We start from the raw sequence: 24826 nt of genomic DNA, 5'->3' as shown, positions 1-24826 counted from the left end.
AAAAGTGAGTATTTTAAGTGCAAAAAATTTAGAAACAAGTTATGAAAAGCTTACAGTGTTTCGCGATTTAAATGTGGAAATACAAGAAGGAAAAGTAACGACAATTATAGGCCCAAACGGTTGCGGTAAATCGACATTGTTAAAAACGATGGGAAGAATTTTAAAACAAAAAAGCGGAAAAGTATATTTGCAAGGGCAAGATTTACATACAATTCCAACGAAAGAAATTGCGAAGCAGTTAGCTTTACTCCCGCAAACTCCAATTGCACCAGGTGAACTTAAAGTGGAAGAATTAATTTCTTATGGACGCTATCCACATCGCAATAACGTAAATAAGTTAACGACAAAAGATAAAGAAATGATTGATTGGGCATTAGATATAACGAAAACTTCTGAATTTCGAACGAGACAAATTGCAAATTTATCAGGCGGTCAAAGACAAAAGGTATGGCTAGCGATGGCATTAGCACAAGAGACAGAAGTGTTGCTATTAGATGAGCCAACTACATACCTTGATATGTCTCATCAATTAGATGTATTACAAATTGTGGAGAAGTTAAATAAAGAACATAATTGTACGGTTGTTATGGTATTACATGATATTAACCATGCATCAAGGTTTTCAGATGAAATTATTGCAATGAAGGAAGGCGAAATTGTTACAACTGGTAGCCCAGAAGAAATCATTACAAATGAAGTGTTAAAAGAAGTATTTCATATTGATGCGCGTGTCATGATTGATCCGTATAATGGGGCTCCTGTTTGTTTCGGTTATGATAGCGTTGTATCTCAAGAAGAAAAAATCGAAATATATGTAACAAGTTAAAAGGGGGGGATAGGGTGAATACTACAATTGAAAAACAGCAGATTATAACATCTAATACAGAGCAGTGGAAAATGTATTCAAAATTAGAAGGTAAGGAATATCAAATTCATATTTCAAAGCCGAGGCAACCAGCACCGGATTCAGGATATCCTGTTATTTACGTATTAGATGGCAATGCCTTTTTTCAAACATTTCATGAAGCAGTTAAAATACAATCAGTAAGAGCGGAAAAAACTGGTGTTTCACCAGCTATTATAGTAGGAGTGGGGTATCCAATTGAAGGCGCATTTTCAGGGGAAGAAAGATGCTATGATTTTACGCCTAGCGTAATTTCAAAAGATACCCCTTTAAAACCAGACGGTAAACCGTGGCCTAAAACAGGAGGAGCACATAATTTCTTTACTTTTATTGAAGAAGAACTGAAACCACAAATTGAAAAGAATTTTGAGATTGATAAAAGTAAGCAAACGTTATTTGGACATTCTTTAGGTGGACTATTTGCTTTGCATATACTATTTACAAACTTAAATGCTTTTCAAAATTATTTTATTAGTAGTCCATCTATATGGTGGAATAATAAATCCGTTCTTGAAAAAGAAGAGAGCCTTATACATGAATTAAACAATGCTAAGTTTGAAACAGGAGTGTTCCTTACAGTTGGGTCACTAGAACGAGAGCATATGGTTGTAGGTGCAAATGAATTATCAGAGCGCCTTCTCCAAGTAAACCACGATAAACTTAAATTTAAGTTTTATGAAGCTGAAGGGGAGAATCATGCATCTGTTGTGCCGACGTCTTTAAGTAAAGGGTTGAGGTTTATTAGTTACGTATAGGAAAAAAGGTAAGCAATTGCTTACCTTTTTTCCTTATTGTTTAAAGGCAACGTATCCATCAATTAAAAAACTAGTGAAAAAGCGAGTCATTTGAGTAAAGCCACATTCCTTCATGATAGTTAATAAATTAGCTTCGGAAATAGGGAATATTTCTGTTTCAAAAGAATTTTCAAATCGGTCCCAATCTTCTAATGGAATTTGATTTTGCGTCATATGGTTGCGCCAAGCATGTAATTGTGTAGAAAATATACTCGTATGGGGCACACCATTTATTGAAGAGAGAAAGAATGGCGCACCAGGCTTTAGGCGACTACTGATGTCATTAATAAGTTCTTTTTTCTCCTTATTAGTTGGAATGAAGTGCAGGACAAGCATACAGGTGGCAGCGTCAAATAACTGATTTGGTAATAATGTGTGGATAGTTCCATGTACAAGATGAACATGATTTTGTATGCCTTCGTTTTTAATTCTTTTTTTAGCTAACTGTAGCATGCTTTCAGATGGATCGACACCTGTAAAAGATAAATTACTATTTTGTTTGCCTATTGAGAGAATTTCTTGTCCGCCACCAGCACCTATAACTAGCAAATTGGGATTGATATTCTTTTTAGGGAGTGTAGTAAACAAGAAATGATTCATCATTTCATATAAGTGGTAGTAGCCTGGGATTTTACATGGAATTCTTTGTTCATATGAATTTACGGTAGTATCATTCCAATTCATTTTAAACCTCCTAAGTATGTGTTTTATAGGTTTATTATGAAATGAAATTATGAAGGGGAACAATCCCGTAAATCTGGGGGGAAGAGGATGCATGAAAAAACAATGAAAGAAATTACAATGGTGGCGAATCATATAAGTTCTATAAGGTCATTTCAAGAGTCATTTCTCCACTTGATACGTAAAGTCATTGATTTTGACGCCGCTTGTTTTACAACTATAGACCCGATTTCTTTTTTATCTACTGGGGCATTTACCGATGAGAGTGTTGAAAAGATTCATCCACAATTGTTTATGAATGAATTTTTAGAAGATGATTTTAATAAATTTAAATGTTTAACAGAACACTCCCCTCATGTTGCTTCTCTAAGTATGGCGACAAATGGTGAACAAAAGAAAAGTTCGAGATACCGAAATATTTTAAAACCAGCAAATTTTGGAGATGAATTAAGGGGCGTTTGTATGAGTAAGGGAAAATGTTATGGCCATCTTAGTTTATTTCGAGGAAGTACAAGTCCCGCGTTTCATATCGATGATTGTAAGTACTTAGCAACGATAGTCCCAATTGCTGGAGAGGCTTTAAAGAAGGCAGTTCCTATACCTTTTTCAGAAGAGAAGGTGATAGGCACAGGCACGATTATAGTAAGTGAGGAATTTAATGTATTATATTGGAATCAAGATGGCAGCGAGTGGCTTTCAAATCTTAGAAAGTATGAACAGTTAAATATAAAAGAAATACCAAGACCAATACGTGCAGTTTGTTCGAAAGTAAAGGCTAACGAGTATAATGTAGGGTGTATGAATAGAGAAGAAAAAGTTTGTCTACCTTTAGCCTATGGCCATTTTTTAATCATTCGGGCTAGTAAGTTAGAACATACAAGTAGTTTTCAAGATGGTTATATTGTTCTATTCGAAAGAGCAAGACCGGAAGAGATTTTTCCACTTATTATGGAAACTTATAGTTTTACAATGCGTGAGAAGCAAGTAATACGTAAAATTCTTACAGGTATGTCGACAAAGGAATTAGCCCAAGAACTTTGTATATCTATATACACGGTACAAGATCATTTAAAATCCATTTTTGAAAAGACTGGGGTAAGTAGCAGAAATGAACTTGTGTGGGAAGTATTTTCGAAGTTTTGCTTTGATGCCACTGAACGAAAATAAAACAAGTCTACAAAGATCACATGAAGTACGGTGGATCAGTTGTAGAATTGAGCTTAAAAAGGTTATGGATGAAACATTCCATAACCTTTTTAATATGTAGAATTGTTCTTTTTGAAAGTTTTGTTTCAACTTTTCGTCTAAAGAGACAAAAAGTTGTCACAAATCGGTCACAATTAGCATAAACATAAAATAGACGAAATGAACTTATTTCCAAAAAGGCTTGGTTTATTCCAATCATGATTCTTAGAGCTGAAAAAGCATGGATTAAAAGTTCACTATATTCCCAAGGAGGTAGATCGTATGAAAACTATTCTTGCTATCGCTGGACTTATTTGGGTTCTATCGCATGGCATCCCAATTTATGAAGGAGAACAAATTCGCAGTGCTCTAAATAAAAATTTTAATGAATATCATATCATTGATCGGCAAGATAATGTTGTGACAGTTCGAGTAAATGACTGTTTTCATACGGTAACCGTTGAAGGAACTTCAGTAGTGAATGATACAAAAGTATGTGATCAGCAATAATTATATATGGAAAGAAAAAATTCTTGGATTAAATATCTGAAAATTAAAATTTAAACATTATAGACGAAGAATAAGCGGGGGCGGGTAATCCCCGCTTATTCTTGTTTCACTTTATTAAATTTTGATGAGAGATATAATGATTTTTTCGGCAAAAAGGAAAGGGTATACTGAAAATTGAGATTAAGAAGCTAATGAGTTGTTAAGAATAATCATAAAGTGTAAATATACTCTTATGGGGTATCATGCGTAGATATTTAATGCTATAATTGGTATACTCATAAAAAACAATTGTTTTATTGGATGAAGAGAAACTTTAAGAAGGTGATAATATGGATCATAAAGAACATGAAGCAGTAACACATAGATCAGAAAAAGAAAAAGAACAGATTATAAATAGATTAAAGAGAATTGAAGGACAGGTCCGCGGTATTCAAAACATGATTGAAAATGATCGTTATTGCGTAGATATTTTAGTGCAAATTTCAGCGATTAATGCAGCGATGAAAAAAGTAGGAATGGGCGTTCTCAAAAATCATACGAGTCATTGTGTTTCAGGAGCTATTAAAAATGGAAATGGTGACGAAGCAATTGAAGAATTAATGACAGTATTTGAACGTTTTTCAAAAGCGTAAAAACAAGCTAGTATTTAACTGGCTTGTTTTTTTGTTTATCCTTATATTGGATTTTGGTGTATTGTAGTGAAAAAGTGTGTGTAAAATAAACTTTTAGAAAATAATTGAAAAATCATGATATAAAACCATTGATTACCTTAGGGGGGTATGGTAAGATGTAATTGTGATTAACAAACAATGAATAAACAAGAGGAGGATTTTAAATGGAACAGTTAACATTACAAGTTGAAGGTATGTCTTGTGGACATTGTGTAAATGCTATCGAAAGCAGTGTGAAAGAGCTAAACGGTGTTGAACAAGTGAAGGTTCAATTAGCAGAAGGAACTGTTGAAGTTACTATCGACTCGTCTGCTGTAACATTAAAAGATATCGTTGCTGTAATCGAAGATCAAGGATACGATGTTCAATAATTATTTTTAGATATGGAAATAAATCGTACTTTAAATGAAGTACGATTTATTTTGCTAATAATTATACCTCATAAGGGTATATAGAGGTGAGAGACATGAATGAAAAAAAAGAGGCCAATCTTCAAATATCAGGAATGACATGTGCGGCATGTGCAAATAGAATTGAAAAAGGTCTAAAAAAAGTAGAAGGTGTTCATGAGGCAAATGTAAATTTTGCGCTTGAAAAAACAAAAATAATGTACGATCCAACTAAAACAAATCCGCAACAATTTAAAGAAAAAGTTGAATCATTAGGATATGGAATTGTAAGTGATAAAGCTGAATTTACTGTTTCAGGAATGACATGTGCAGCATGTGCAAATAGAGTTGAAAAGCGTTTAAATAAGTTAGATGGTGTGAACAAGGCGACAGTAAATTTTGCTTTAGAATCAGCCACAGTAGACTTTAATCCTGATGAAGTTAATGTAAATGAAATGAAGAGCGCGATTACGAAGCTAGGATATAAATTAGAAGTGAAACTAGATGATCAAGATGCATCAACTGATCATCGACTACAAGAAATTGAAAGACAAAAGAAGAAGTTTATTATTTCGTTTATTTTATCTTTCCCATTATTGTGGGCAATGGTTAGTCATTTCGCATTTACGTCGTTTATTTATTTACCAGATATGTTAATGAACCCTTGGGTGCAACTAGCACTTGCAACTCCTGTTCAATTTATCATTGGTGGACAGTTTTATGTTGGGGCTTATAAAGCGTTACGTAATAAAAGTGCTAATATGGATGTTCTCGTGGCGCTTGGAACGTCGGCCGCGTATTTCTATAGTGTATATTTAAGTATTCAATCTATTGGTTCTTCGGAACATATGACAGATTTATATTTTGAAACGAGTGCGGTACTTATTACATTAATTATTTTAGGTAAATTATTTGAAGCGAAAGCAAAAGGGCGCTCATCAGAAGCGATTAAAAAATTGATGGGTTTACAAGCGAAGACAGCTACAGTTGTGCGAGATGGAACAGAAATAAAAATTTTGATTGAAGAAGTAGTAGCTGGTGATATCGTCTATGTAAAGCCTGGTGAAAAAATACCAGTAGATGGTGAGATTGTAGAAGGAAAATCAGCGATTGACGAATCGATGTTAACGGGTGAAAGTATTCCTGTTGATAAGTCAATTGGGGATGTAGTAATAGGTTCGACAATAAATAAAAATGGTTTTTTAAAAGTGAAAGCAACTAAAGTAGGCAGAGATACTGCATTAGCTCAAATTATTAAAGTAGTAGAAGAGGCACAAGGTTCAAAAGCTCCTATTCAAAGGGTAGCGGATCAAATTTCAGGTATTTTCGTACCGGTTGTAGTTGTGATTGCGATTATCACATTTGCAGTATGGATGATATTTGTTACACCTGGTGATTTTGGCGGAGCACTTGAGAAAATGATAGCAGTACTTGTTATCGCTTGTCCATGTGCATTAGGTCTTGCAACGCCTACATCTATTATGGCAGGATCAGGAAGATCAGCTGAGTATGGTATTTTATTTAAAGGCGGAGAGCATTTAGAAGCAACGCATCGATTAGATACAGTTATTCTAGATAAAACAGGTACTGTGACAAACGGAAAGCCTGTGTTAACAGATATAATTGTAGCAGATGGATTCCATGAAGAAGAAATACTACGTTTAGTAGGTGCGGCAGAAAAAAATTCTGAACACCCACTTGCAGAAGCGATTGTAGAAGGAATTAAAGAAAAGAAAATTGATATTCCAAGTTCAGAAACGTTTGAAGCGATTCCTGGATTCGGTATCGAATCAGTTGTAGAAGGAAAACAATTATTAATTGGCACACGTCGATTAATGAAGAAATTCAATATTGATATTGAAGAAGTTTCAAAATCAATGGAAGAGCTAGAACGAGAAGGAAAAACAGCAATGCTTATTGCAATCGATAAAGAATATGCTGGTATAGTTGCCGTTGCAGATACTGTGAAAGATACTTCAAAAGCAGCTATCACAAGACTGAAAAAAATGGGTCTAGACGTTGTGATGATTACAGGAGATAATACACAAACTGCTCAGGCGATTGCAAAGCAAGTTGGTATTGATCACGTAATTGCAGAAGTATTGCCAGAAGGAAAAGCAGAAGAAGTGAAAAAATTGCAAGCAAATGGTAAGAAAGTAGCGATGGTTGGAGATGGGATAAATGATGCTCCTGCTCTTGCTACAGCGAACATTGGTATGGCAATTGGAACGGGAACGGATGTAGCGATGGAAGCAGCGGATATAACGTTAATCCGCGGTGACTTAAATAGTATTGCTGATGCGATCTTTATGAGTAAAATGACGATAAGAAATATTAAACAAAATTTATTCTGGGCATTAGCTTATAACGCGTTAGGAATTCCAATTGCGGCATTAGGCTTCTTAGCACCTTGGGTTGCTGGAGCAGCGATGGCATTTAGTTCTGTATCTGTTGTATTAAATGCATTACGATTACAAAGAGTTAAATTAAAAGCTTAAAAAGCTACATTAAGTAATTGAATAGAATTAAAAAACAATACTTTGAATAAGTATTGTTTTTTTGTTCGTATAGAAATTAAAACGATATAATAAAGAAGAAATATGGAGTCGTATATAGTAGAAAAGTAAAGAGGTAGTTTGGTAAGGAGACTTATATATGTTAAAAGATATTATAATTAGAACATTCCAGAAAGAAAATTTAGATCAAGTATTACAATTGTTCTATGAAACAGTTCATACGGTTAATGCAAAAGATTATAATGAGTTACAGATACAGGCGTGGGCACCGGATCGACTAGATAGAGAAAGCTGGTTAAAGTCTTTAGAAAAGAATATTAGTTATGTAGCGGATCATAACGGTGTGATTGTGGGGTTTGGAGATTATAACGATGATCATTACGTGGATCGCTTATTTACGCATAAAGATTATCAAGGGAAAAGAGTCGCTTCATACATACTACAGAAGTTAGAAAAAGAAGCAGTGAAATTGGGGCATAGGGAGATATATACAGAGGCGAGCATTACCGCAAAACCTTTTTTTGAAAGTAAAGGTTTTATTTGCATAAAAGAACAAAAGAAACAGCATAATGGTCAGATTTTTATTAATTATGTTATGAAAAAAATATCCTTCTCATAAATGAGAAGGATATTTTTCATTATTTTACAGCTTCTTTTAGTTCTTTACCAGCTTTGAAAGCAGGTACTTTAGAAGCTGCGATTTGCATTTCTTCACCAGTTTGTGGGTTACGGCCTGTACGAGCAGCTCTTTCACGAACTTCGAATGTACCGAATCCGATAAGTTGTACTTTTTCACCAGCAGCTAAAGTGTTAGTGATTGATTCTACTACAGTTTGTACAACTACAGTAGCTTCTTTTTGAGAAATCTCAGCATTTTGTGCTACGTTTTTAATTAATTCTGTTTTGTTCATGTTTTTCACCTCATATGTAAATAATGCTATTTAAGTTGTTATTATAACGTATAAAACATTCGAGAACAAGTGTACGTACATATATTCGCAAAAAAAATGAAATTTGTAATATTTTTTAGGACACTTTATAGACATTCCATTTAAGCGGACAGAGATTTGTTCTTCATTTCAGTCTTCTCTTGATGAGAAGGTAGTTTCTTATTATAAGATATGAAGTAAGGTAGTGCTACAAATAACATACCTCCTACTAAATTTCCAAAGAAAACAAAAATAAAGTTTGGAAAATATTCAGCCCAAGTGAAATGACCGGCAAAAATTGCGGCTGGGATGACAAACATATTTGCTACAACGTGTTGAAATCCAATCGCAACAAAAGTCATAACTGGGAACCAAATACCGATAATCTTTCCGATAAATTCTTTACTTCCCATACTGAGCCAAACAGCTAAACAAACGAGCCAATTACATCCGATTGCAGAAATAAATGCTTGCAATGGTGTATCTTGTAGTTTCGCTTGAGCGATAGAAATAGTTTTCGCTAAAAAAGCTCCTTCAGTTAAGCCAACGATATGACCGAAAAAATAGGCTACGAATACAGCTCCTATGAAATTGCTAAATGTAACAATAACTAAATTTCGTATGAAATGAAATAAAGTAATTTTCTTTTGGAGCCAGGCCATAGAAACTGTCATCATGTTACCAGTTATTAGTTCACCGCCTGCAAGAATAACGAGAATAAGACCAATAGGGAATACAGCAGCGCCTAGAAAACTAGAAAATGATCCCCAATATTTTGGCATTGTCCCAATAACATGAATATCGAGTAAATACCCTAATGCGATAAAAGCACCACCAAAAAAACCAAGAATTAGCATAGGGAGCAATGATAAATGAGCTTTTTTCCTTCCTGAATTCGCAGCAAGTTCCGTAATTTCTTCTGGTGTAAATACAGACATGAATAACCCCTCCGTAATAAAATGATGGAATGAATAGAAAAAAATTCAAAAATCTACGTATTATAAAAATATGTTATGACTTCTGTATAAAATTGTCAAAGTGAATATGGAGGGAATTACATATTAATAACATTGTTCATGTTGTCACATTAATGTAACAATAAGGATTTAAAGTGTTTCTAGAGGTGAAAACATGAATACGAATCATGTAAAAAAAGAACGAAAAAAATCAATCATAAAGATATTTATTATTAGTTTTATAAGTATATTAATGATACCAGTAAGTTTGTATTATTATGCGACAGAAATAGAACGAAAACTAGTAACGGTTACATGGAATGAAATAGAAGCTTCTGCAATTCCTAAAGAATTTAATAATAAAAAAATATTACAGTTTTCAGATGTACATTTAGGACCAGAGTTTACACTGAAACAACTTGAACATTTAGTGGAGAAGATGAATGAATTACATCCAGATATAGTAGTTTTTACCGGAGATTTAATAGATAAATTTGGGTCTTATAATGCGGAAAGAGAAGAAGCGAAGGCTATTTTGCAGAAAATTTACGCTCCCTTAGGGAAATATGCTGTGTTTGGGAATCATGATAGGGGCGGGGGCGGTAGTTTATTTTACAAAAAATATATGGAGGAAGCTGGTTTTTCTGTATTAGTAAATGGAGTGCAGAAAATTAAAGTGGAAAACGGCAAATATATTACAATATCAGGTTTGGATGATTTTCTATTAGGGAAGCCGCAAATAGATTCAACTTTAAAAAACTTGAAACAAAATGATTTCAACATGTTATTAGTACATGAGCCGGATGTTGTAACCAAAATAAATCGTTACCCAGTTGATCTTCAACTGTCAGGACATAGTCACGGAGGACAAGTCCAAATTCCTTTCGTAGGTCCGTTAATTACTACCAAACTAGCTGAGAACTATGTTGAAGGTATGTATGAAGTAGAGGGGAAGAGTAAGCCGTTATATTTATATGTAAATCGTGGCATTGGGACTACTAGGATGCCTGTTAGATTTTGGAGTGTACCTGAACTTTCAGTTTTTGTGTTGAAGCAAAATAGTGACTAGAATAGTAGGAGGACTTTTAGAGAAAGTTCTCTTTTTTATTGATTAAATACTGAATGTTATGTAAGTTTTATTTAATGTGTTAAATAAAGAAAGGGGAATTTCTATGATAGAAACATGGCATAAAGAATTGGAAAGTTTATATAACCAAATAGTTTCATGGCGAAGAGATTTTCATCAATATCCAGAGCTGTCGTTTCAAGAAATAGAAACGCCGAGAAAAGTAGCTGAAATCTTAAAAAGTTTTCATATTGAGGTGAAAACAAATATCGGGGGCAGAGGAGTAATCGGAGTAATTGAAGGTGGAAGACCTGGGAAGACGATAGCGCTACGTGCTGATTTCGATGCGCTACCTATCCAAGATGAAAAGCAAGTTTCATATAAATCAAAGATTCCTGGTGTAATGCACGCTTGTGGGCATGATGGACATACAGCAACACTTTTAGGAGTTGCAAAAATATTAAGTGACCATAGAGATCAGCTTTCTGGAAAAATAGTTCTTATACATCAACATGCAGAAGAAAAAGAACCTGGTGGGGCAATTGCCATGATTGAGGATGGTTGTTTAGAGGGAGTAGATGTTGTATTTGGTACACATTTATCTTCTCAAATGCCATTGGGAATTGTTGGGGCAAGAGCTGGAGCAATGATGGCAGCAGCTGATTCTTTTGAAGTGAAGGTTCAAGGGCGAGGTGGTCATGGAGGTATGCCGCACCATACTGTAGATGCTATTATCGTTGCAACGCAAGTTATTAACCAATTACAACTTTTAGTTAGTAGAAAAGTAGATCCGCTTCAATCTGCAGTATTAACAGTAGGCACATTTCATGCTGGTCAAGCAGATAATATTATTGCAGATACTGCTACATTTACAGGGACCATTCGAAGGCTAGATCCTGAAGTGAGAGAATATATGGAGAAGGAATTTAAACGAGTTGTTGAAGGGATTTGTCAGTCTCTTCATGCTGAAGTTAATATTCAATATAAACGAGGCTATCCAATATTAATAAATCATGTAGATGAAACACGTCATTTTATGACGGTTGCGGAACGTGATCTTGGCAGAGAACGGGTCATGGAAGTACCACCTATTATGGGGGGAGAAGATTTTGCATACTACTTAGACCATGTTCCTGGAGCATTTTTCTTCACAGGTGCGGGTAATGAAGAAATAGGAGCAACATATCCACATCATCATCCTCAATTTGATTTTGATGAACAAGCGATGTTAATTGGTGGTAAATTACTTTTAAGTCTTGTAAATAGTTATGTAAGAGATGAAAAAGAATCTCTTCATCATGTAGAAGTGAAAAAGTAATTTACATAAATAAAAAACAACAATAGGTCCTATAACCTATTGTTGTTTTTTATTATTTTTGCAAGGAAAGACCATCAAAATATGTTCTGTAATTATTAGAGAATTCAAAGTTGTTTTTTGCATCCCAATTAATAGACCAAGACATTAGGCCGCGGAATGCAGGATAGCCACTCTGGTTAGAAAGTTTATACTTTCCTCCGAACGGAACTCCTTTAATGATATAATTTAAAGCTTTTTTCATTTCAGTTGGCGAAATGTATCCACCACTTGGAGCTGCCGCTGGTGCTGCAGGAAGTCCAATCATTACTTGATCTGAACGAAGAGCTGGGAAAATGTTATTTGCATTACCACCTACAGGAAAACCATGTAAGAGCATATCTGCCATAGCGACTTCGTAGTCTGCAGTACCTTGATTGTAGTTATTACCGTCCATTCCAATCCCGCTACCAGCATTGTAGTGTTGAACGTGAATGTATGTTAGTTTATCTTTCACTCCGTAAATAATTGGTAAATATGCACCCCAGATGCTTCCGTATGCGCTATAACCGCCTTGAACATAAGCTGTTTCAGGAGCCATGCTTAATAGAAAATCTGGACCATAATGATCTGAGATTGTTCGAATAGCTGATATAAGATTTACGATTTGAGGAGTAGTTGGGTTTTTGAAATTAGTGTCATTTCCGTTTAAGTAAATACCTGATTCAAGGTCAATATCTATTCCATCAAAACCGTATTTATCAATCAGAGATTGTATGGAATTAATAAAACGTTGCTTAGCGGCATTGTCAGGAAGTAAAACGACCCCATTTTGTCCACCTATTGAAAGAACTACTTTCTTTCCTTTACTTTTTAAATAAGAAATATCTGATTTGAATTCTGTATCTGTACCATATACAGGGGAAAATTCAACAGTGGAACGATCACCACCAGTTTCACCGAAAGATACATTGATTACATCCCATTTTGGTGAAATGTCTCTTAATTTAATAATGCCAGTACCGTTATCGAAGTTATGCCAGTATCCAACGAGTAATTTTGAACCTAAATTGTTTGCTGCTTGTGTTTGAAAAGGGGATAGCGGTAGCAGTAAGAACAGTACTAAAATACAACAAAAAAATTTGAATTTGTTTAACATATCAACACTCCTATACAAAAAGTTGTCTAGATGTATAATCTTGTTTATTTAATAATATCTGAAAATTCTTTCTTTTGTAAGAGGACTATAATTTTCTCAACAATTGTGTATGGAAAAGTATTAAACCTAATGAAATAATTTTTGAGGGAGGTTGAATTGCAATTGTTAAATTCAGAATATTTTGATATATTTTAAAGTATAGGACAAAATCTTTCGCACAGTACTCTTACATAAATTTCAAAATTTAGTTTGGAAGGGGATGTACAAGAGTTGGATAAAAATCTAAAGAAAGATCTCAAAATACGCCACATTACAATGATCTCAATTGGCGGCGTAATAGGGGCTGGTTTGTTTGTTGGAAGTGGTGCAGTTGTACATTCGGCAGGACCTGGTTCTATCGTTTCATATGCATTAGCAGGACTTCTAGTCATTTTCGTCATGAGAATGCTAGGAGAAATGGCAGCTGTAAATCCGACAAGTGGTTCATTTGCAACGTATGCAAGAGAAGCAATTGGTCCATGGGCGGGTTATACAATAGGCTGGTTATACTGGTTTTTCTGGGTAATTGTTATTGCAATAGAAGCCACAGCAGGTGCTGGTATTATCCAATATTGGATTCCACAAATACCGCTCTGGTTATTAAGTTTAATATTAACAATTTTATTAACGTTGACGAACGTTTTTTCGGTGAAATCATTTGGAGAGTTTGAATATTGGTTTTCTTTTATTAAAGTAATAAGTATTGTTTTGTTCCTTTGCCTAGGTCTTGCTGTTATTTTAGGGCTTGTTCCAGGAACAGAAGCACCCGGCACTTCGAATTTAATTGGACAAGGTGGATTTATGCCAAACGGTATAAGTTCGGTATTGCTTGGAATTACTGTTGTTATATTTTCATTTATGGGATCAGAGATTGTAGCAGTAGCGGCTGGTGAATCTGCAGAACCTGTAAAAGCAGTAAAAACAGCAACAAACAGTGTGATTTGGCGTATTCTTGTATTTTTTATTGGGTCTATAGCGGTAGTTGTTACGCTACTGCCATGGAATTCAGCTAACATATTAAAAAGTCCATTTGTAGCTGTACTTGAACATATAGGAATACCAGCGGCAGCACAAATTATGAATTTTATCGTTTTAACAGCTGTACTTTCTTGCTTAAATTCAGGTTTATATACAAACTCAAGAATGCTTTTTTCAATGGCAGAAAGAGGAGATGCGCCAAAGTCATTTTTAAAATTGAACAGTAGTGGTGTTCCTGTTCGAGCGGTTTTATTTGGAACTTTCTTCGCTTATATTGGAGTTGTTTTTAGTTACATTTCTCCAGATAAAGTCTTTTTGTTTTTAGTGAATGCATCTGGCGGGATTGCGTTACTAGTTTATCTCGTTATTGCAGTTTCGCATTTAAAGATGCGTAAAAAAATGGGGAAAGTAGAACAACAAAATTTGAAAGTGAAAATGTGGCTTTTTCCGTATGTAACGTATGTTACAATTGCCGCTATTATAGCAGTTTTAGTTGCGATGCTCGCAATTGATTCTTTACGTTCACAAGCACTTTTAACAATGTTTGTTACTGTTCTTATCATACTTTCGTATTTTATTTTTAATAGAAATAAAAATAGCACAGTTTTGAATCCTAAAAGTAAGAATGAGGAATCTGTTCGATTCTAATTTTCTTGTTTTCGAAGAGAGTTACACCCAATCATTGCTATAAAAGAATCATATATAATCATAGAAACAAGTAATTACTATTGTCATAGTGGATATAAACTTTTTTCTTGACTTTTTATACGAAGGCGAGCAAAATGGTAAAAAAGGAAGGGGGGATGATGATGGAAGAGTACGTATTAGAGCTGTATAACCTGTTATATACGACAGAATGGCAAGATATTGTTTCGTTTTTAGGAATAGTATTTTGCATGAAAATTGTAATTGTATATATGGAAGAGCAAGGTATGTTCTATTCCTTCTCATCTCCGTTCGATGTGCAGCGCGAGCCGTTGCTAAATTATGCCAATGTGAATTACGAACAATTTCCTTTTGTTCTATTCTTTATGATTCGATTTATAACAGCAATTGTAAAGAAGAAGGAAAGTGATGATGAAGAGTGCCACGTAACTTGTAAGGTAGCTAACGTTTTTTAAGCTAAATACAAGGAGGAGATTTATATGTGGTTTCGATTTCTTATGATTGGTTTCTTTTCATTAACAGCAATTTCATTAATGGGATATCAAGTGTCTGAAATTTTTCAAGCATATAGCGATACATTTTTTAACAAAAATTAATCGCGTTGCTATTTGAATAATAAAGCGATAAAATCCTTCTTAAGAAGTTTTATTAAGAAGGATTTTTTTCTTTGTCTTGTCTTGCTGTGTCAAACTATTGTCACATTTACACTGTGAATAATATGTTAAAATAGTGAGGTTATGTATACATACTTGAAGGAAGAGGGAGTGACCATTTTGGTGGATCAATCAACAAATCAGAAAAGCTATGCTCCTATTGTGATAACGCTTTCTGTAATTGTAAATGCGATTATTTTATTTTTGTTCTTTGGACCTGTTGGCTATGAAGGAGAAGTACATTTTGATGTAACAATTTTACCAATGTTAAATGCGATTTTTAATAGCTTTACGTTCGTATTCTTATTAGCAGCTTTATACTCTATTATTAAAAAGAATGTGAAAATGCACCGTGGTTTTATCCTCGCAGCATTTACAACGACGTTGCTATTTTGTGTTTCTTATTTATCGTATCATTACTTGGCGCCAGCAACACATTTTGGCGGAGAAGGGTTCATTAAATATGTGTACTTCATTATTTTAATTACGCATATTATCCTTGCAGCAATTATTGTACCACTTGCATTGTTTGCACTTGTATTTGGTTTTACAAATCAATTGACACGCCACCGTAAAATTGTACGTTGGACGATGCCGATTTGGTTATATGTAAGTTTATCTGGTGTTATTGTTTACTTAATGATCTCACCTTATTACCAATAAAAAAAATCTCAGCCTGTAGGCTGGGATTTTTTTATTAAGCAAATATTTTTGTGAAATGAAAAAAATATGGTATACAAAAGTATAGTTGCTTTTCAAATAGAAGGGATGGTAAAGAAATATGCAAAATTTTGTATTTCGTAATCCAACGAAACTTATTTTCGGTAAAGGTCAATTAGAACAGTTAAAAACTGAAATTCCACAGTTCGGTAAAAAAGTTCTTCTCGTATACGGGGGAGGCAGCATTAAAAGAAACGGTATTTATGATAATGTAATTTCTATTTTAAAGGATATTAATGCAGAAGTATTTGAATTGACAGGTGTTGAACCGAATCCACGTGTATCAACTGTAAAGAAAGGGATTCAAATTTGTAAAGAGAATGGTGTTGAATTCATTTTAGCAGTTGGTGGAGGAAGTGTGATCGACTGTACGAAGGCAATTGCAGCTGGTAGTAAGTACGATGGAGATGTATGGGATATTGTAACGAAAAAAACATTTGCTAATGAGGCATTACCATTTGGTACTGTACTTACTCTTGCAGCAACAGGATCTGAAATGAATGCAGGCTCGGTAATTACAAACTGGGAAACGAATGAAAAGTATGGATGGGGTAGCCCGGTTACTTTCCCGCAGTTTTCGATTTTAGATCCAGTTCATACTACTTCTGTACCGAAAGATCAAACAATTTACGGTATGGTAGATATTATGTCGCACGTATTAGAACAATATTTCCATCATGGAACGAATACAGAACTACAAGATCGTTATTGTGAAGCTGTTTTAAAAACAGTAATTGAGACAGCTCCTAAGCTTTTAAGTGATTTAGAAAATTATGAGCATAGAGAAACTATTTTATATTGTGGTACTATGGCGTTAAACGGCATTTTAGCGATGGGAGTAAAAGGAGATTGGGCGACTCATAATATTGAGCATGCAGTTTCTGCTGTTCATGATATACCACACGGGGGTGGCCTTGCGATTTTATTCCCAAACTGGATGAAGCATGTTGTAGAGGAAAATGTAAGTCGTTTTAAACAGTTCGCTATTCGTGTATTTGATATAGAAACAGGTGGTAAAACAGATAAAGAAGTGGCGTTAGAAGGAATTGAGGCACTGCGTCAATTTTGGACTTCAATTGAGGCACCAGTAACATTATCTGATTACGCTATTGGAGAAAATGAAATTGATATAATGGCTAATAAAGCGATGGTGTATGGTGAATTTGGTAACTTTAAAAAATTAAATAAAGATGATGTTCTAAGTATATATAAAGCTTCTTTATAAGTGAATTTAGAAAAGAAACCTATTTGATTGTTTGATCGAATAGGTTTCTTTTTTGCTGTTTATAAACGTTTGTGGGTGTTTTTGATTATTTTTGATTGTTTATGGTTGATTTTTGTGACCGTTTTCATTATACTGTAATCAAAGAAGAGGTGAATAAAATGTTAACTCCTGAACGTCATCAAATGATATTGCAACTTGTAAAAGAACAGAAAGTTGTAAAATTACAGCAATTAGTTGAAAGAACAGAAAGCTCTGAGTCGACAATTCGCCGTGATTTAGCACAATTGGAAAAGCAAAGGTTATTAAAAAGAGTTCATGGTGGTGCCGCTGTTTTAACAGGAAAAGGGCAAGAACCAACGATGGTTGAAAAATCATCCAAAAACATTCAAATAAAACAACAAATTGCTAATTATGCGGCTAGCGTTATTGAACAAGGTGATTGTATTTATTTAGATGCAGGAAGTACAACATTTGAAATGATTCCATTTTTAATAAATAAAGATGTTACTGTCGTTACGAATGGACTTATGCATATTGAAGCTTTAGTTAAAAATAATATTTGTGCGTATTTACTAGGCGGAATGATGAAGAGTAGGACGAAAGCTTTAATCGGTGCTATGGCACAGGAAAGTATGCAGAAGTATCGTTTTGATAAATGTTTTTTAGGTGCAAATGGTGTACATGAACAGCTTGGCTTTACAACGCCAGATCCAGAAGAAGCGCTCTTAAAACAAATGGCATTAACATTAGCAAACGAAGGATATTTCTTAATTGATGAAAGTAAGTTTTCAGAAGTTGCGTTTGCGAAAATTGCAAATGTTGAAGATGCAAATATTATTACAAACCATTTAGAAATTGATTTAGAAAAATATAAAAAACAAACCAATGTAATTGAGGCTGATAAACAATGATCTATACAGTTACTTTAAACCCATCTATTGATTATGTAGTGCAAGTTCCTTCTTTTGATTTAGGAACAATAAATCGAGCGGAGAAAGATATGAAGTTTCCTGGAGGAAAAGGAATTAATGTTTCTCGTGTTCTTCAGCGTTTAGGTGTTAAAAATATAGCACTTGGATTTACTGGTGGATTTACTGGTCAATTTATTAAAGAGGTATTACATGATGAAGGTGTAACAACTAACTTCGTCCAAGTAGATGAAGATACTCGCATTAATGTGAAAATAAAAGGGAAAGAAGAAACAGAATTAAATGGCCAAGGTCCTCTTGTAACAAAAGAGCAGTTCGAACAGTTAATGAAAAAAATTGAGAGTATGCAACCTGGAGATTGTGTTGTACTCGCTGGGAGTGTACCAGTCTCTATTCCAAGTACCTTTTACGAATCAATCGCTGCGTTTGGAGCTGAAAAAGGTATTCGTGTAGTAGTAGATGCAAGTGGAAGTGCACTGCAACATGTAATTAAAAATAAGCCATTTTTAATTAAGCCAAACCACCATGAACTTGGTGAGTTGTTTGGAGTGGAGCTTTCAACAGTAGAAGACATTTTACCCTATGGAAGAAAATTAATTGAACAAGGTGTAAAACACGTTATCGTATCGATGGCTGGAGAGGGAGCTTTATTATTTACGGCAGAAGGTATATATGAAGCGACTGTTCCAAAAGGTGTTGTAATTAATTCAGTTGGGGCCGGAGATTCTCTTGTTGCAGGGTTTGTAGGCAAATATGAACAGACAAAAGATATTGAAAAGGCATTTCAATACGGCGTTGCAACAGGGAGTGCAACAGCATTTTCAGCTGATTTATGTAAGAAGGAAAAAGTAGAAGAATTATTGTCGCAAGTAATTGTAGCTAAGCGATAGGGGGAAGCAACATATGAAAATTACAGAACTATTAAAAAGGGATACAGTTATTATGGATTTGGCAGCTTCAAATAAAGAAGCTGTCATAGATGAATTAGTTGAGAAATTAAATGGGGCAAATCGTTTAAATAGTAAAACGGAATTTAAAGAAGCTATTTTAAAGCGGGAGTCCCAAAGTACGACTGGAATTGGGGAAGGCATTGCAATACCTCATGCGAAGACAAAGGCTGTTAAACAACCATCGATTTGTTTTGGTAGAAGTGTAAGCGGTATCAATTATGAGTCGCTTGATGGACAGCCTGCGCATTTATTCTTTATGATTGCTGCAAGTGAAGGAGCGAATAATACTCATTTAGAAACGTTGTCTCGTTTATCGACAGTATTAATGGATGAAGGATTTCGCAAGCAACTATTAGAAGCGAAGGATGAAATTGAGCTTCTTCGTCTATTTGATGAAAAAGAGAATGAAAAAGAAGAAGAGATTGAGGTCGCCAAACCAGAAGGAAATGAACCGTACGTACTTGCTGTTACAGCTTGCCCAACTGGAATCGCTCACACATATATGGCGGCGGATAGCTTAAAAGCAAAAGCGGCAGAGTTAGGAATAGCGATTAAAGTTGAAACAAACGGATCAACAGGTATTAAAAACGGTTTAACGAAAGAGGATATTGAACGTGCAACAGCTATTATTGTTGCGGCAGATAAACAAGTAGAAATGAATCGTTTTGCTGGTAAACATGTCATTCAAGTGCCAGTTGCTGACGGGATTCGAAAAACGGAAAAATTGCTCAATCGAGCTGTCAAACAAGATGCACCAATCTTTAAAGGTGTAAAAGAGGACGGGAAATCAGAAAATATTGAGCGAGAAAAAGGATTAGGAATTTATAAGCATTTAATGAGCGGTGTAAGTAATATGCTTCCATTCGTTGTTGGTGGCGGGATTTTAATAGCGCTAGCGTTTTCGTTTGGTGGTATAAAGGCGGAAGGTCCTTTAGCTGAATTGTTCATGTCAATTGGTGGAGGAAAAACAGGTGCGTTTTTATTCCTTGTACCAATTTTAGCTGGATTTATTGCAAGCTCTATTGCTGATCGTCCTGGTTTTATGCCTGGTGTTGTAGGTGGATTTTTAGCAGCGAATGCGAATGCTGGATTTTTAGGTGGATTAATTGCTGGTTTCTTAGCTGGATATGTTGTTTTAGGGTTGAAAAGATTATTTTCAGGACTACCAGTACAATTAGAAGGAATTAAACCTGTTTTGTTATATCCAGTCTTTGGATTATTGATTACAGGAGTTGTAATGCAAAAAGTAGTAATTCCGCCTGTAGTAGCATTAAATGAAATGTTGACAGGGTGGTTAAATGGTTTAAACGGTACGAATGCTATATTACTAGGTCTTATTTTAGGTGGTATGATGGCAATTGATATGGGTGGTCCAATTAATAAAGCGGCATTTACGTTTGGTATTGCTGCAATAGAAGCACAAAATTTTGGAGTGCACTCAGCAGTTATGGCTGGTGGTATGGTACCGCCACTTGCGATTGCATTCGCAACTACATTCTTTAAATCAAAGTTTACAGAAGCGGAACGTAAATCTGGTTTAACAAATTATATTATGGGAGCATCGTTCATTACAGAAGGTGCGATTCCGTTTGCAGCTGCAGATCCGGTTCGAGTAATTGTAAGTTGTGTTGTTGGTTCAAGTATTGCAGGTGCGTTATCTATGTTATTCCAAATTACATTACCGGCACCGCATGGTGGATTATTTGTAATAGCGTTAGTAAATAAACCATTACTATATATTTTCTCTATATTAATTGGAACGATTGTCTCGGCTATTATGCTAGGTGTTTGGAAAAAGAAAGTTCAATAACAAATGAAAAGAAAGTAGCTTTTATTAGCTGCTTTTTTTATTACAAAAAAGTAGGTTAACAATTGAATATTGATGTTTTTTGGTAAAAGATGTAATGAATTGTGAATTTTTTGTAACAAAAAAGTAACACTGTAATTTTTTCTGGAAAAAAGTTCTTGTGCTCGTATGTGAAAAATATATGAAAACCATTGAAGATTGTATTAGAAATACATTTTATTAATATGGAAATTTATGTTACAACTCATTAATCGTATATTACGAATGCTTTGTAATTGTGTGATTTCTAAAAATTCTAAAAATCTGTTGCTATAATGAGAATACGAAAACAAAGCAAATGGAGGCTATTCATGAAAAAATTATTAGGTATAGCAACAGCAGCAGTTTTTGGTCTTGGGATTTTTGCGGGTTCTGCTAAAGCGGAAACAATTGTAACAACAGACGTATTAAATGTTAGAGAAAACCCAAATGTAGAGTCAAAGCTTGTAGGTAAAGTGTTAAGTGGGAATACACTAGATGTTATAAATACAGAAAATGGATGGACAAAAATTAAGTTGAACGGTAAGGAAGCGTTTGTAAGTGCTGAATTTACAAAGAGCACATATTATGTAACGGCGGGCGTATTAAATGTTCGTGCTGGAGCGAATACTGATTCTGAAGTTCTTGGTAAACTTAATAAAGACGATGTGATTGAAACGACGAATCAAGTTCAAAATGAATGGTTACAATTTGACTACAATGGAAAAGTCGGATATGTTCACGTGCCATTTCTAACAGGAACGGCACCTGTAATCGAAAAGAAAGAAGTTGCAACTCAAGAAGAAGGACCGGTTAGTACAAATACGCCGGTTAAAAATAATACAGCAGTTAAGAATAAAGAGTCTGTTAAGAGTAACGATTCTATTAAGAAGGTAGAATCAAGTAAACCTGTGGTAAAAGAAAAGCCGGCTGCAAAACCAGTTGCGAAATCTACTGAAACAAGTGCGCCTAATGGTGGTCGTGAAATTACAGTAGAAGCGACGGCATATACAGCAGATCCGGGTGAGAATGGTTCGTATGGTGGTCGTGTATTAACTGCAATGGGGCATGATTTAACAGCAAATCCAAATATGAAAGTAATTGCTGTTGATCCGAAAGTAATTCCGCTTGGATCAAAAGTATGGGTAGAAGGATATGGAGAAGCGATCGCTGGAGATACTGGCGGTGCTATTAAAGGAAATCGTATTGATGTATTAGTCGGTTCAGATGGTAGTGCTAATAGTTGGGGGCGCAAATCTGTAAAAGTGAAAGTTATACAATAGGTTATCGATATTAATATAAAAAGCGGTTGCTTGAAATTATGTAAGCAGCCGCTTTTTATGGATTATTGAAAGGGATAAATAGTTTTACCTGTAATAATTTTATATGCACTGCAAAATTGCGTTTGTATATATTCTGTATTTTTATTTTCTGGATGTAATGTTGTTTCATGGAGAGTAGAATGAAAGACCCGTAGTAAACAATTTAGGGCGAAGTATAATTCCTCTTGTGAACAATTTTGTTCTTTTGTAGAAGTAGCTAAAATGAGGTCTTTTGTCAAAGATGAAAAATTGATGGTGGATTGTTTCATAGTTAACTCATCCTCTCAAAACTATTTTTATCATGTATATGCAGAATTGGACAAACTATGTTCTTTTTTATGTATAATTTCATGTACCGAAATGAAAGAACTTGCAATCATGCCGTTAAAATTGGTAAGATTGGGTATAATCAATAGATGGAGTATATTACATAAAGAGAGTTGAATGATATGGGAGAAGTGCAACGTGAAAAAGTTGCTGTCATCATTGGACCAACTGCTGTTGGAAAGACGAAGTTAAGTATCGATCTTGCCAAAGCGTTGAACGGTGAAATTATTAGTGGTGATTCCATGCAAATCTATCGAACGATGGATATTGGAACTGCAAAGGTAACACAAGCAGAGATGGACGGAATTCCACATTATATGGTCGATATAAAAAATCCGGAAGATTCATTTTCTGTCGCGGAATTTCAAGAACGTGTTCGCAAGCATATTCGAGAAATTACAGAACGTGGTAAATTACCAATTATAGTTGGTGGGACCGGTCTTTATATACAATCTGTTTTATTCGATTATCAGTTTACAGATGATGCTGGTGATGTGATATACCGAGAGCAAATGGAAAAGTTAGCTTTAGAACGCGGTGTGGAATATGTACATAAAAAATTGCAAGAAGTAGATCCGGAAAGTGCGGAGCGTATTCATGCAAATAATGTACGACGTGTCATTCGAGCGTTAGAAATTTTCCACACGACGGGTGAAAAAATGAGTGACCAAATTGAGAAACAAGAAAAAGAGTTACTCTATGATGTTTCATTAATTGGCTTGACAATGGATCGAGAAATGCTATACGATCGCATTAACTTACGAGTGGATTTGATGATGGAACAAGGCCTATTAGAGGAAGTGGAAGGTCTGTATAATAGAGGGATACGAGATTGTCAATCTATTCAAGCGATTGGATATAAAGAAATCTATGATTATTTTGAGAATCGAGCCCCTTTAGAAGATGCGGTATCACAATTAAAGACGAATTCGCGTCGTTATGCAAAGCGTCAATTAACGTGGTTCCGTAATAAAATGGATGTCACGTGGTTTGATGTTACAGACGGTGAAAAAACGTCAGAAATTTTACGATACATAGAAGGAAAGTTACAAGTAAAGTCGAATAATAGTAAGTAGAGAAAAAGAGGAGGATTCGACATGAAGCAATCAATCAATATTCAAGATCAGTTTTTAAATCAACTCCGTAAAGAAAATACGTTTGTTACGCTGTACTTATTAAATGGTTTCCAGCTTCGTGGACTAATTAAAGGATTTGATAATTTTACAGTCCTACTGGAAACAGAAGGTAAGCAACAGCTTATTTATAAACATGCTATTTCTACATTTGTACCACAAAAAAATGTTTCCATTGAATTAGAATAGTAATAAATTATTGTACATAACAAAAAAAGAGCGAGTTTCTCGCTCTTTTTTTATTTGTCATAAACAATATATAGTGAAATTTAAGCGATTCTAAATACAGTAAGGCGGATGTTAGTATTTCCTGTCGCAGGGATCGTAATCTCATTAAGAGTAGATTGGACAGAAATTCTTGCACCAGCTGCTAATGTTTCAATTGTAGTAAATGAAAGTGAGTCGCCTATTAAATTTGAAGAGAAGTTATCAGTTGCGACAGCTCCATTAATTGAAATTCCTACTCCAAGTGGAGCGCATCCTGGCGCGGTTGTAGAAATGGATACGCTAATTACATAAATGCCACCGTTGATAACAGTAACTGTATCTGTGCCGTTGAAGATAATATTGTTTACGTTAATTGCAGTACTAAAAATAAAGTTATTAAATTGCAGTACTGTTTGCTGAATATTGTTTGTTACAACAATTGTTGCTACAGGGAAGCTAGGTCCAGTTGGCCCAGTAGGTCCGGTAGGTCCACCAGAAGGTCCAGTAGGTCCAGTAACTCCTATACCAGTAGCGCCGGTAGCACCCGTTGGTCCTTGAATGCCTTGAGGTCCAGTGGCACCAGTAGCGCCGGTAGCACCTGTGTTACCTTGAACACCCTGAGGTCCAGTAGCGCCGGTAGCACCTGTGTTACCTTGAACGCCTTGAGGTCCAGTGGCACCAGTAGCCCCCGTGTTACCTTGAACACCGTGAGGTCCAGTGGCGCCCGTAGCACCCGTGGTACCTTGAACACCGTGAGGTCCAGTAGCGCCGGTAGCACCAGTAGCCCCCGTGTTACCT

26 protein-coding genes are annotated in these 24826 nt (G+C 35.1%); 20 read left to right on the top strand and 6 right to left on the bottom strand.

From position 1 onward, the window contains the following. Positions 1–4 precede the first annotated feature (4 nt). Complete coding sequence (locus MR170_RS04230; RefSeq protein ID WP_000025766.1) at positions 5–826, top strand: ABC transporter ATP-binding protein; 822 nt, start codon at positions 5–7, stop codon at positions 824–826. Positions 827–840: 14 nt separating this feature from the next. Further along, positions 841–1659 carry an alpha/beta hydrolase gene (locus tag MR170_RS04225; RefSeq protein WP_242307334.1) on the top strand — a complete coding sequence of 273 codons (819 nt, stop codon included), beginning with the start codon at positions 841–843 and terminating at the stop codon, positions 1657–1659. 33 nt (positions 1660–1692) lie between these two features. On the opposite strand, the gene MR170_RS04220 is transcribed toward MR170_RS04225, so the two are convergent. Further along, positions 1693–2382 (bottom strand): class I SAM-dependent methyltransferase, encoded by a 690-nt coding sequence (locus MR170_RS04220; RefSeq protein WP_029443080.1) that lies wholly within the window; start codon positions 2380–2382, stop codon positions 1693–1695. An 87-nt stretch (positions 2383–2469) separates the two neighbouring features. Here MR170_RS04220 and MR170_RS04215 point away from each other — a divergent pair, with 87 nt between their 5' ends. The 6 genes from MR170_RS04215 (at position 2470) to MR170_RS04190 (ending at position 8269) form a co-directional block, all read left to right on the top strand. Further along, positions 2470–3546, top strand: a complete 1077-nt coding sequence (locus MR170_RS04215; RefSeq protein ID WP_016080588.1) for a helix-turn-helix transcriptional regulator — start codon at positions 2470–2472, stop codon at positions 3544–3546. Positions 3547–3846: 300 nt separating this feature from the next. Next, complete coding sequence (locus tag MR170_RS04210) at positions 3847–4074, top strand: hypothetical protein (protein ID WP_000849103.1); 228 nt, start codon at positions 3847–3849, stop codon at positions 4072–4074. 329 nt (positions 4075–4403) lie between these two features. Continuing rightward, a complete protein-coding gene (locus MR170_RS04205) occupies positions 4404–4706 on the top strand; it encodes a metal-sensing transcriptional repressor (RefSeq protein ID WP_000349637.1) in 303 nt (100 codons plus the stop codon). Between the two features lie 203 nt (positions 4707–4909). After that, entirely contained in the window at positions 4910–5116 is a 207-nt protein-coding gene (copZ, locus tag MR170_RS04200) for a copper chaperone CopZ (protein WP_000436973.1), read from the top strand. Between the two features lie 95 nt (positions 5117–5211). Beyond that, positions 5212–7632 carry a heavy metal translocating P-type ATPase gene (locus MR170_RS04195; protein ID WP_098629923.1) on the top strand — a complete coding sequence of 807 codons (2421 nt, stop codon included), beginning with the start codon at positions 5212–5214 and terminating at the stop codon, positions 7630–7632. Positions 7633–7789: 157 nt separating this feature from the next. After that, positions 7790–8269 carry a GNAT family N-acetyltransferase gene (locus tag MR170_RS04190; protein ID WP_242307332.1) on the top strand — a complete coding sequence of 160 codons (480 nt, stop codon included), beginning with the start codon at positions 7790–7792 and terminating at the stop codon, positions 8267–8269. Positions 8270–8288: 19 nt separating this feature from the next. On the opposite strand, the gene MR170_RS04185 is transcribed toward MR170_RS04190, so the two are convergent. Together MR170_RS04185 and MR170_RS04180 are read right to left on the bottom strand one after the other, a co-directional pair. After that, the gene (locus MR170_RS04185) at positions 8289–8561 is read right to left on the bottom strand and encodes an HU family DNA-binding protein (protein ID WP_001043904.1); all 273 of its coding nucleotides are present in this window, start codon (positions 8559–8561) and stop codon (positions 8289–8291) included. Positions 8562–8701: 140 nt separating this feature from the next. Next, entirely contained in the window at positions 8702–9517 is an 816-nt protein-coding gene (locus tag MR170_RS04180) for a formate/nitrite transporter family protein (RefSeq protein WP_016080591.1), read from the bottom strand. Positions 9518–9710: 193 nt separating this feature from the next. Between MR170_RS04180 and MR170_RS04175 the strand changes: the two genes are divergently transcribed. Together MR170_RS04175 and MR170_RS04170 are read left to right on the top strand one after the other, a co-directional pair. Then, positions 9711–10604 (top strand): metallophosphoesterase, encoded by an 894-nt coding sequence (locus MR170_RS04175; protein WP_242307323.1) that lies wholly within the window; start codon positions 9711–9713, stop codon positions 10602–10604. Between the two features lie 103 nt (positions 10605–10707). Then, complete coding sequence (locus MR170_RS04170) at positions 10708–11919, top strand: M20 metallopeptidase family protein (RefSeq protein WP_242307322.1); 1212 nt, start codon at positions 10708–10710, stop codon at positions 11917–11919. A gap of 52 nt (positions 11920–11971) precedes the next feature. Here the strand turns inward: MR170_RS04170 and MR170_RS04165 are convergent, their stop codons facing one another. After that, positions 11972–13054, bottom strand: coding sequence for a chitinase (locus tag MR170_RS04165; RefSeq protein ID WP_016080594.1), 1083 nt, complete (start codon positions 13052–13054; stop codon positions 11972–11974). Positions 13055–13324: 270 nt separating this feature from the next. Here MR170_RS04165 and gabP point away from each other — a divergent pair, with 270 nt between their 5' ends. The 8 genes from gabP (at position 13325) to entD (ending at position 22322) form a co-directional block, all read left to right on the top strand. After that, entirely contained in the window at positions 13325–14719 is a 1395-nt protein-coding gene (gabP, locus tag MR170_RS04160) for a GABA permease (protein ID WP_016080595.1), read from the top strand. Positions 14720–14853: 134 nt separating this feature from the next. Next, on the top strand, positions 14854–15192 hold the full coding sequence (locus MR170_RS04155; protein WP_140163816.1) for a hypothetical protein: 339 nt from the start codon (positions 14854–14856) through the stop codon (positions 15190–15192). 318 nt (positions 15193–15510) lie between these two features. Continuing rightward, on the top strand, positions 15511–16053 hold the full coding sequence (locus MR170_RS04150; RefSeq protein WP_000228316.1) for a DUF420 domain-containing protein: 543 nt from the start codon (positions 15511–15513) through the stop codon (positions 16051–16053). Positions 16054–16171: 118 nt separating this feature from the next. Further along, the gene (locus tag MR170_RS04145) at positions 16172–17335 is read left to right on the top strand and encodes an iron-containing alcohol dehydrogenase (RefSeq protein ID WP_016080597.1); all 1164 of its coding nucleotides are present in this window, start codon (positions 16172–16174) and stop codon (positions 17333–17335) included. 158 nt (positions 17336–17493) lie between these two features. Further along, positions 17494–18246, top strand: a complete 753-nt coding sequence (locus tag MR170_RS04140; RefSeq protein ID WP_242307320.1) for a DeoR/GlpR family DNA-binding transcription regulator — start codon at positions 17494–17496, stop codon at positions 18244–18246. Beyond that, positions 18243–19154, top strand: a complete 912-nt coding sequence (pfkB, locus tag MR170_RS04135; RefSeq protein WP_043936354.1) for a 1-phosphofructokinase — start codon at positions 18243–18245, stop codon at positions 19152–19154. The genes MR170_RS04140 and pfkB overlap by 4 nt, the downstream gene beginning before the upstream one ends. A gap of 13 nt (positions 19155–19167) precedes the next feature. Then, positions 19168–21024 (top strand): PTS fructose transporter subunit IIABC, encoded by a 1857-nt coding sequence (locus MR170_RS04130; RefSeq protein ID WP_242307318.1) that lies wholly within the window; start codon positions 19168–19170, stop codon positions 21022–21024. 347 nt (positions 21025–21371) lie between these two features. Next, positions 21372–22322 carry a cell wall-binding protein EntD gene (entD, locus tag MR170_RS04125; RefSeq protein ID WP_242307317.1) on the top strand — a complete coding sequence of 317 codons (951 nt, stop codon included), beginning with the start codon at positions 21372–21374 and terminating at the stop codon, positions 22320–22322. A 62-nt stretch (positions 22323–22384) separates the two neighbouring features. On the opposite strand, the gene MR170_RS04120 is transcribed toward entD, so the two are convergent. After that, positions 22385–22630, bottom strand: a complete 246-nt coding sequence (locus tag MR170_RS04120; protein ID WP_016080602.1) for a hypothetical protein — start codon at positions 22628–22630, stop codon at positions 22385–22387. A 180-nt stretch (positions 22631–22810) separates the two neighbouring features. Between MR170_RS04120 and miaA the strand changes: the two genes are divergently transcribed. Next, the gene (gene miaA / locus MR170_RS04115; RefSeq protein WP_000504953.1) at positions 22811–23764 is read left to right on the top strand and encodes a tRNA (adenosine(37)-N6)-dimethylallyltransferase MiaA; all 954 of its coding nucleotides are present in this window, start codon (positions 22811–22813) and stop codon (positions 23762–23764) included. A gap of 21 nt (positions 23765–23785) precedes the next feature. Further along, positions 23786–24010, top strand: coding sequence for an RNA chaperone Hfq (gene hfq / locus MR170_RS04110; protein WP_000813896.1), 225 nt, complete (start codon positions 23786–23788; stop codon positions 24008–24010). Between the two features lie 80 nt (positions 24011–24090). On the opposite strand, the gene MR170_RS04105 is transcribed toward hfq, so the two are convergent. After that, positions 24091–24826: Gly-Xaa-Xaa repeat protein (locus MR170_RS04105; protein WP_242307313.1), on the bottom strand; the 736-nt coding region annotated here is incomplete at its 5' end.

Origin of the sequence: Bacillus cereus group sp. BfR-BA-01524 (genome assembly GCF_022662595.1) — a bacterium.
Classification (GTDB): domain Bacteria; phylum Bacillota; class Bacilli; order Bacillales; family Bacillaceae_G; genus Bacillus_A; species Bacillus_A thuringiensis_S.
The sequence above is the reverse complement of the archived record's forward strand: the minus strand, read 5'-3'. Positions and strand labels throughout refer to the sequence as shown.

Bases quoted from the DNA above. Each gene is read 5' to 3' on its own strand.
- MR170_RS04175 (WP_242307323.1), top strand. From the start codon at position 9,711: ATGAATACGAATCATGTAAAAAAAGAACGAAAAAAATCAATCATAAAG.
- MR170_RS04170 (WP_242307322.1), top strand. From the start codon at position 10,708: ATGATAGAAACATGGCATAAAGAATTGGAAAGTTTATATAACCAAATA.
- MR170_RS04140 (WP_242307320.1), top strand. From the start codon at position 17,494: ATGTTAACTCCTGAACGTCATCAAATGATATTGCAACTTGTAAAAGAA.
- MR170_RS04195 (WP_098629923.1), top strand. From the start codon at position 5,212: ATGAATGAAAAAAAAGAGGCCAATCTTCAAATATCAGGAATGACATGT.
- MR170_RS04205 (WP_000349637.1), top strand. From the start codon at position 4,404: ATGGATCATAAAGAACATGAAGCAGTAACACATAGATCAGAAAAAGAA.
- MR170_RS04130 (WP_242307318.1), top strand. From the start codon at position 19,168: ATGAAAATTACAGAACTATTAAAAAGGGATACAGTTATTATGGATTTG.
- MR170_RS04220 (WP_029443080.1), bottom strand. From the start codon at position 2,382: ATGAATTGGAATGATACTACCGTAAATTCATATGAACAAAGAATTCCA.
- MR170_RS04145 (WP_016080597.1), top strand. From the start codon at position 16,172: ATGCAAAATTTTGTATTTCGTAATCCAACGAAACTTATTTTCGGTAAA.
- miaA (WP_000504953.1), top strand. From the start codon at position 22,811: ATGGGAGAAGTGCAACGTGAAAAAGTTGCTGTCATCATTGGACCAACT.
- hfq (WP_000813896.1), top strand. From the start codon at position 23,786: ATGAAGCAATCAATCAATATTCAAGATCAGTTTTTAAATCAACTCCGT.
- MR170_RS04185 (WP_001043904.1), bottom strand. From the start codon at position 8,561: ATGAACAAAACAGAATTAATTAAAAACGTAGCACAAAATGCTGAGATT.
- MR170_RS04190 (WP_242307332.1), top strand. From the start codon at position 7,790: ATGTTAAAAGATATTATAATTAGAACATTCCAGAAAGAAAATTTAGAT.
- entD (WP_242307317.1), top strand. From the start codon at position 21,372: ATGAAAAAATTATTAGGTATAGCAACAGCAGCAGTTTTTGGTCTTGGG.
- copZ (WP_000436973.1), top strand. From the start codon at position 4,910: ATGGAACAGTTAACATTACAAGTTGAAGGTATGTCTTGTGGACATTGT.
- MR170_RS04155 (WP_140163816.1), top strand. From the start codon at position 14,854: ATGGTAAAAAAGGAAGGGGGGATGATGATGGAAGAGTACGTATTAGAG.
- MR170_RS04120 (WP_016080602.1), bottom strand. From the start codon at position 22,630: ATGAAACAATCCACCATCAATTTTTCATCTTTGACAAAAGACCTCATT.
- MR170_RS04210 (WP_000849103.1), top strand. From the start codon at position 3,847: ATGAAAACTATTCTTGCTATCGCTGGACTTATTTGGGTTCTATCGCAT.
- pfkB (WP_043936354.1), top strand. From the start codon at position 18,243: ATGATCTATACAGTTACTTTAAACCCATCTATTGATTATGTAGTGCAA.
- MR170_RS04215 (WP_016080588.1), top strand. From the start codon at position 2,470: ATGCATGAAAAAACAATGAAAGAAATTACAATGGTGGCGAATCATATA.
- MR170_RS04165 (WP_016080594.1), bottom strand. From the start codon at position 13,054: ATGTTAAACAAATTCAAATTTTTTTGTTGTATTTTAGTACTGTTCTTA.
- MR170_RS04180 (WP_016080591.1), bottom strand. From the start codon at position 9,517: ATGTCTGTATTTACACCAGAAGAAATTACGGAACTTGCTGCGAATTCA.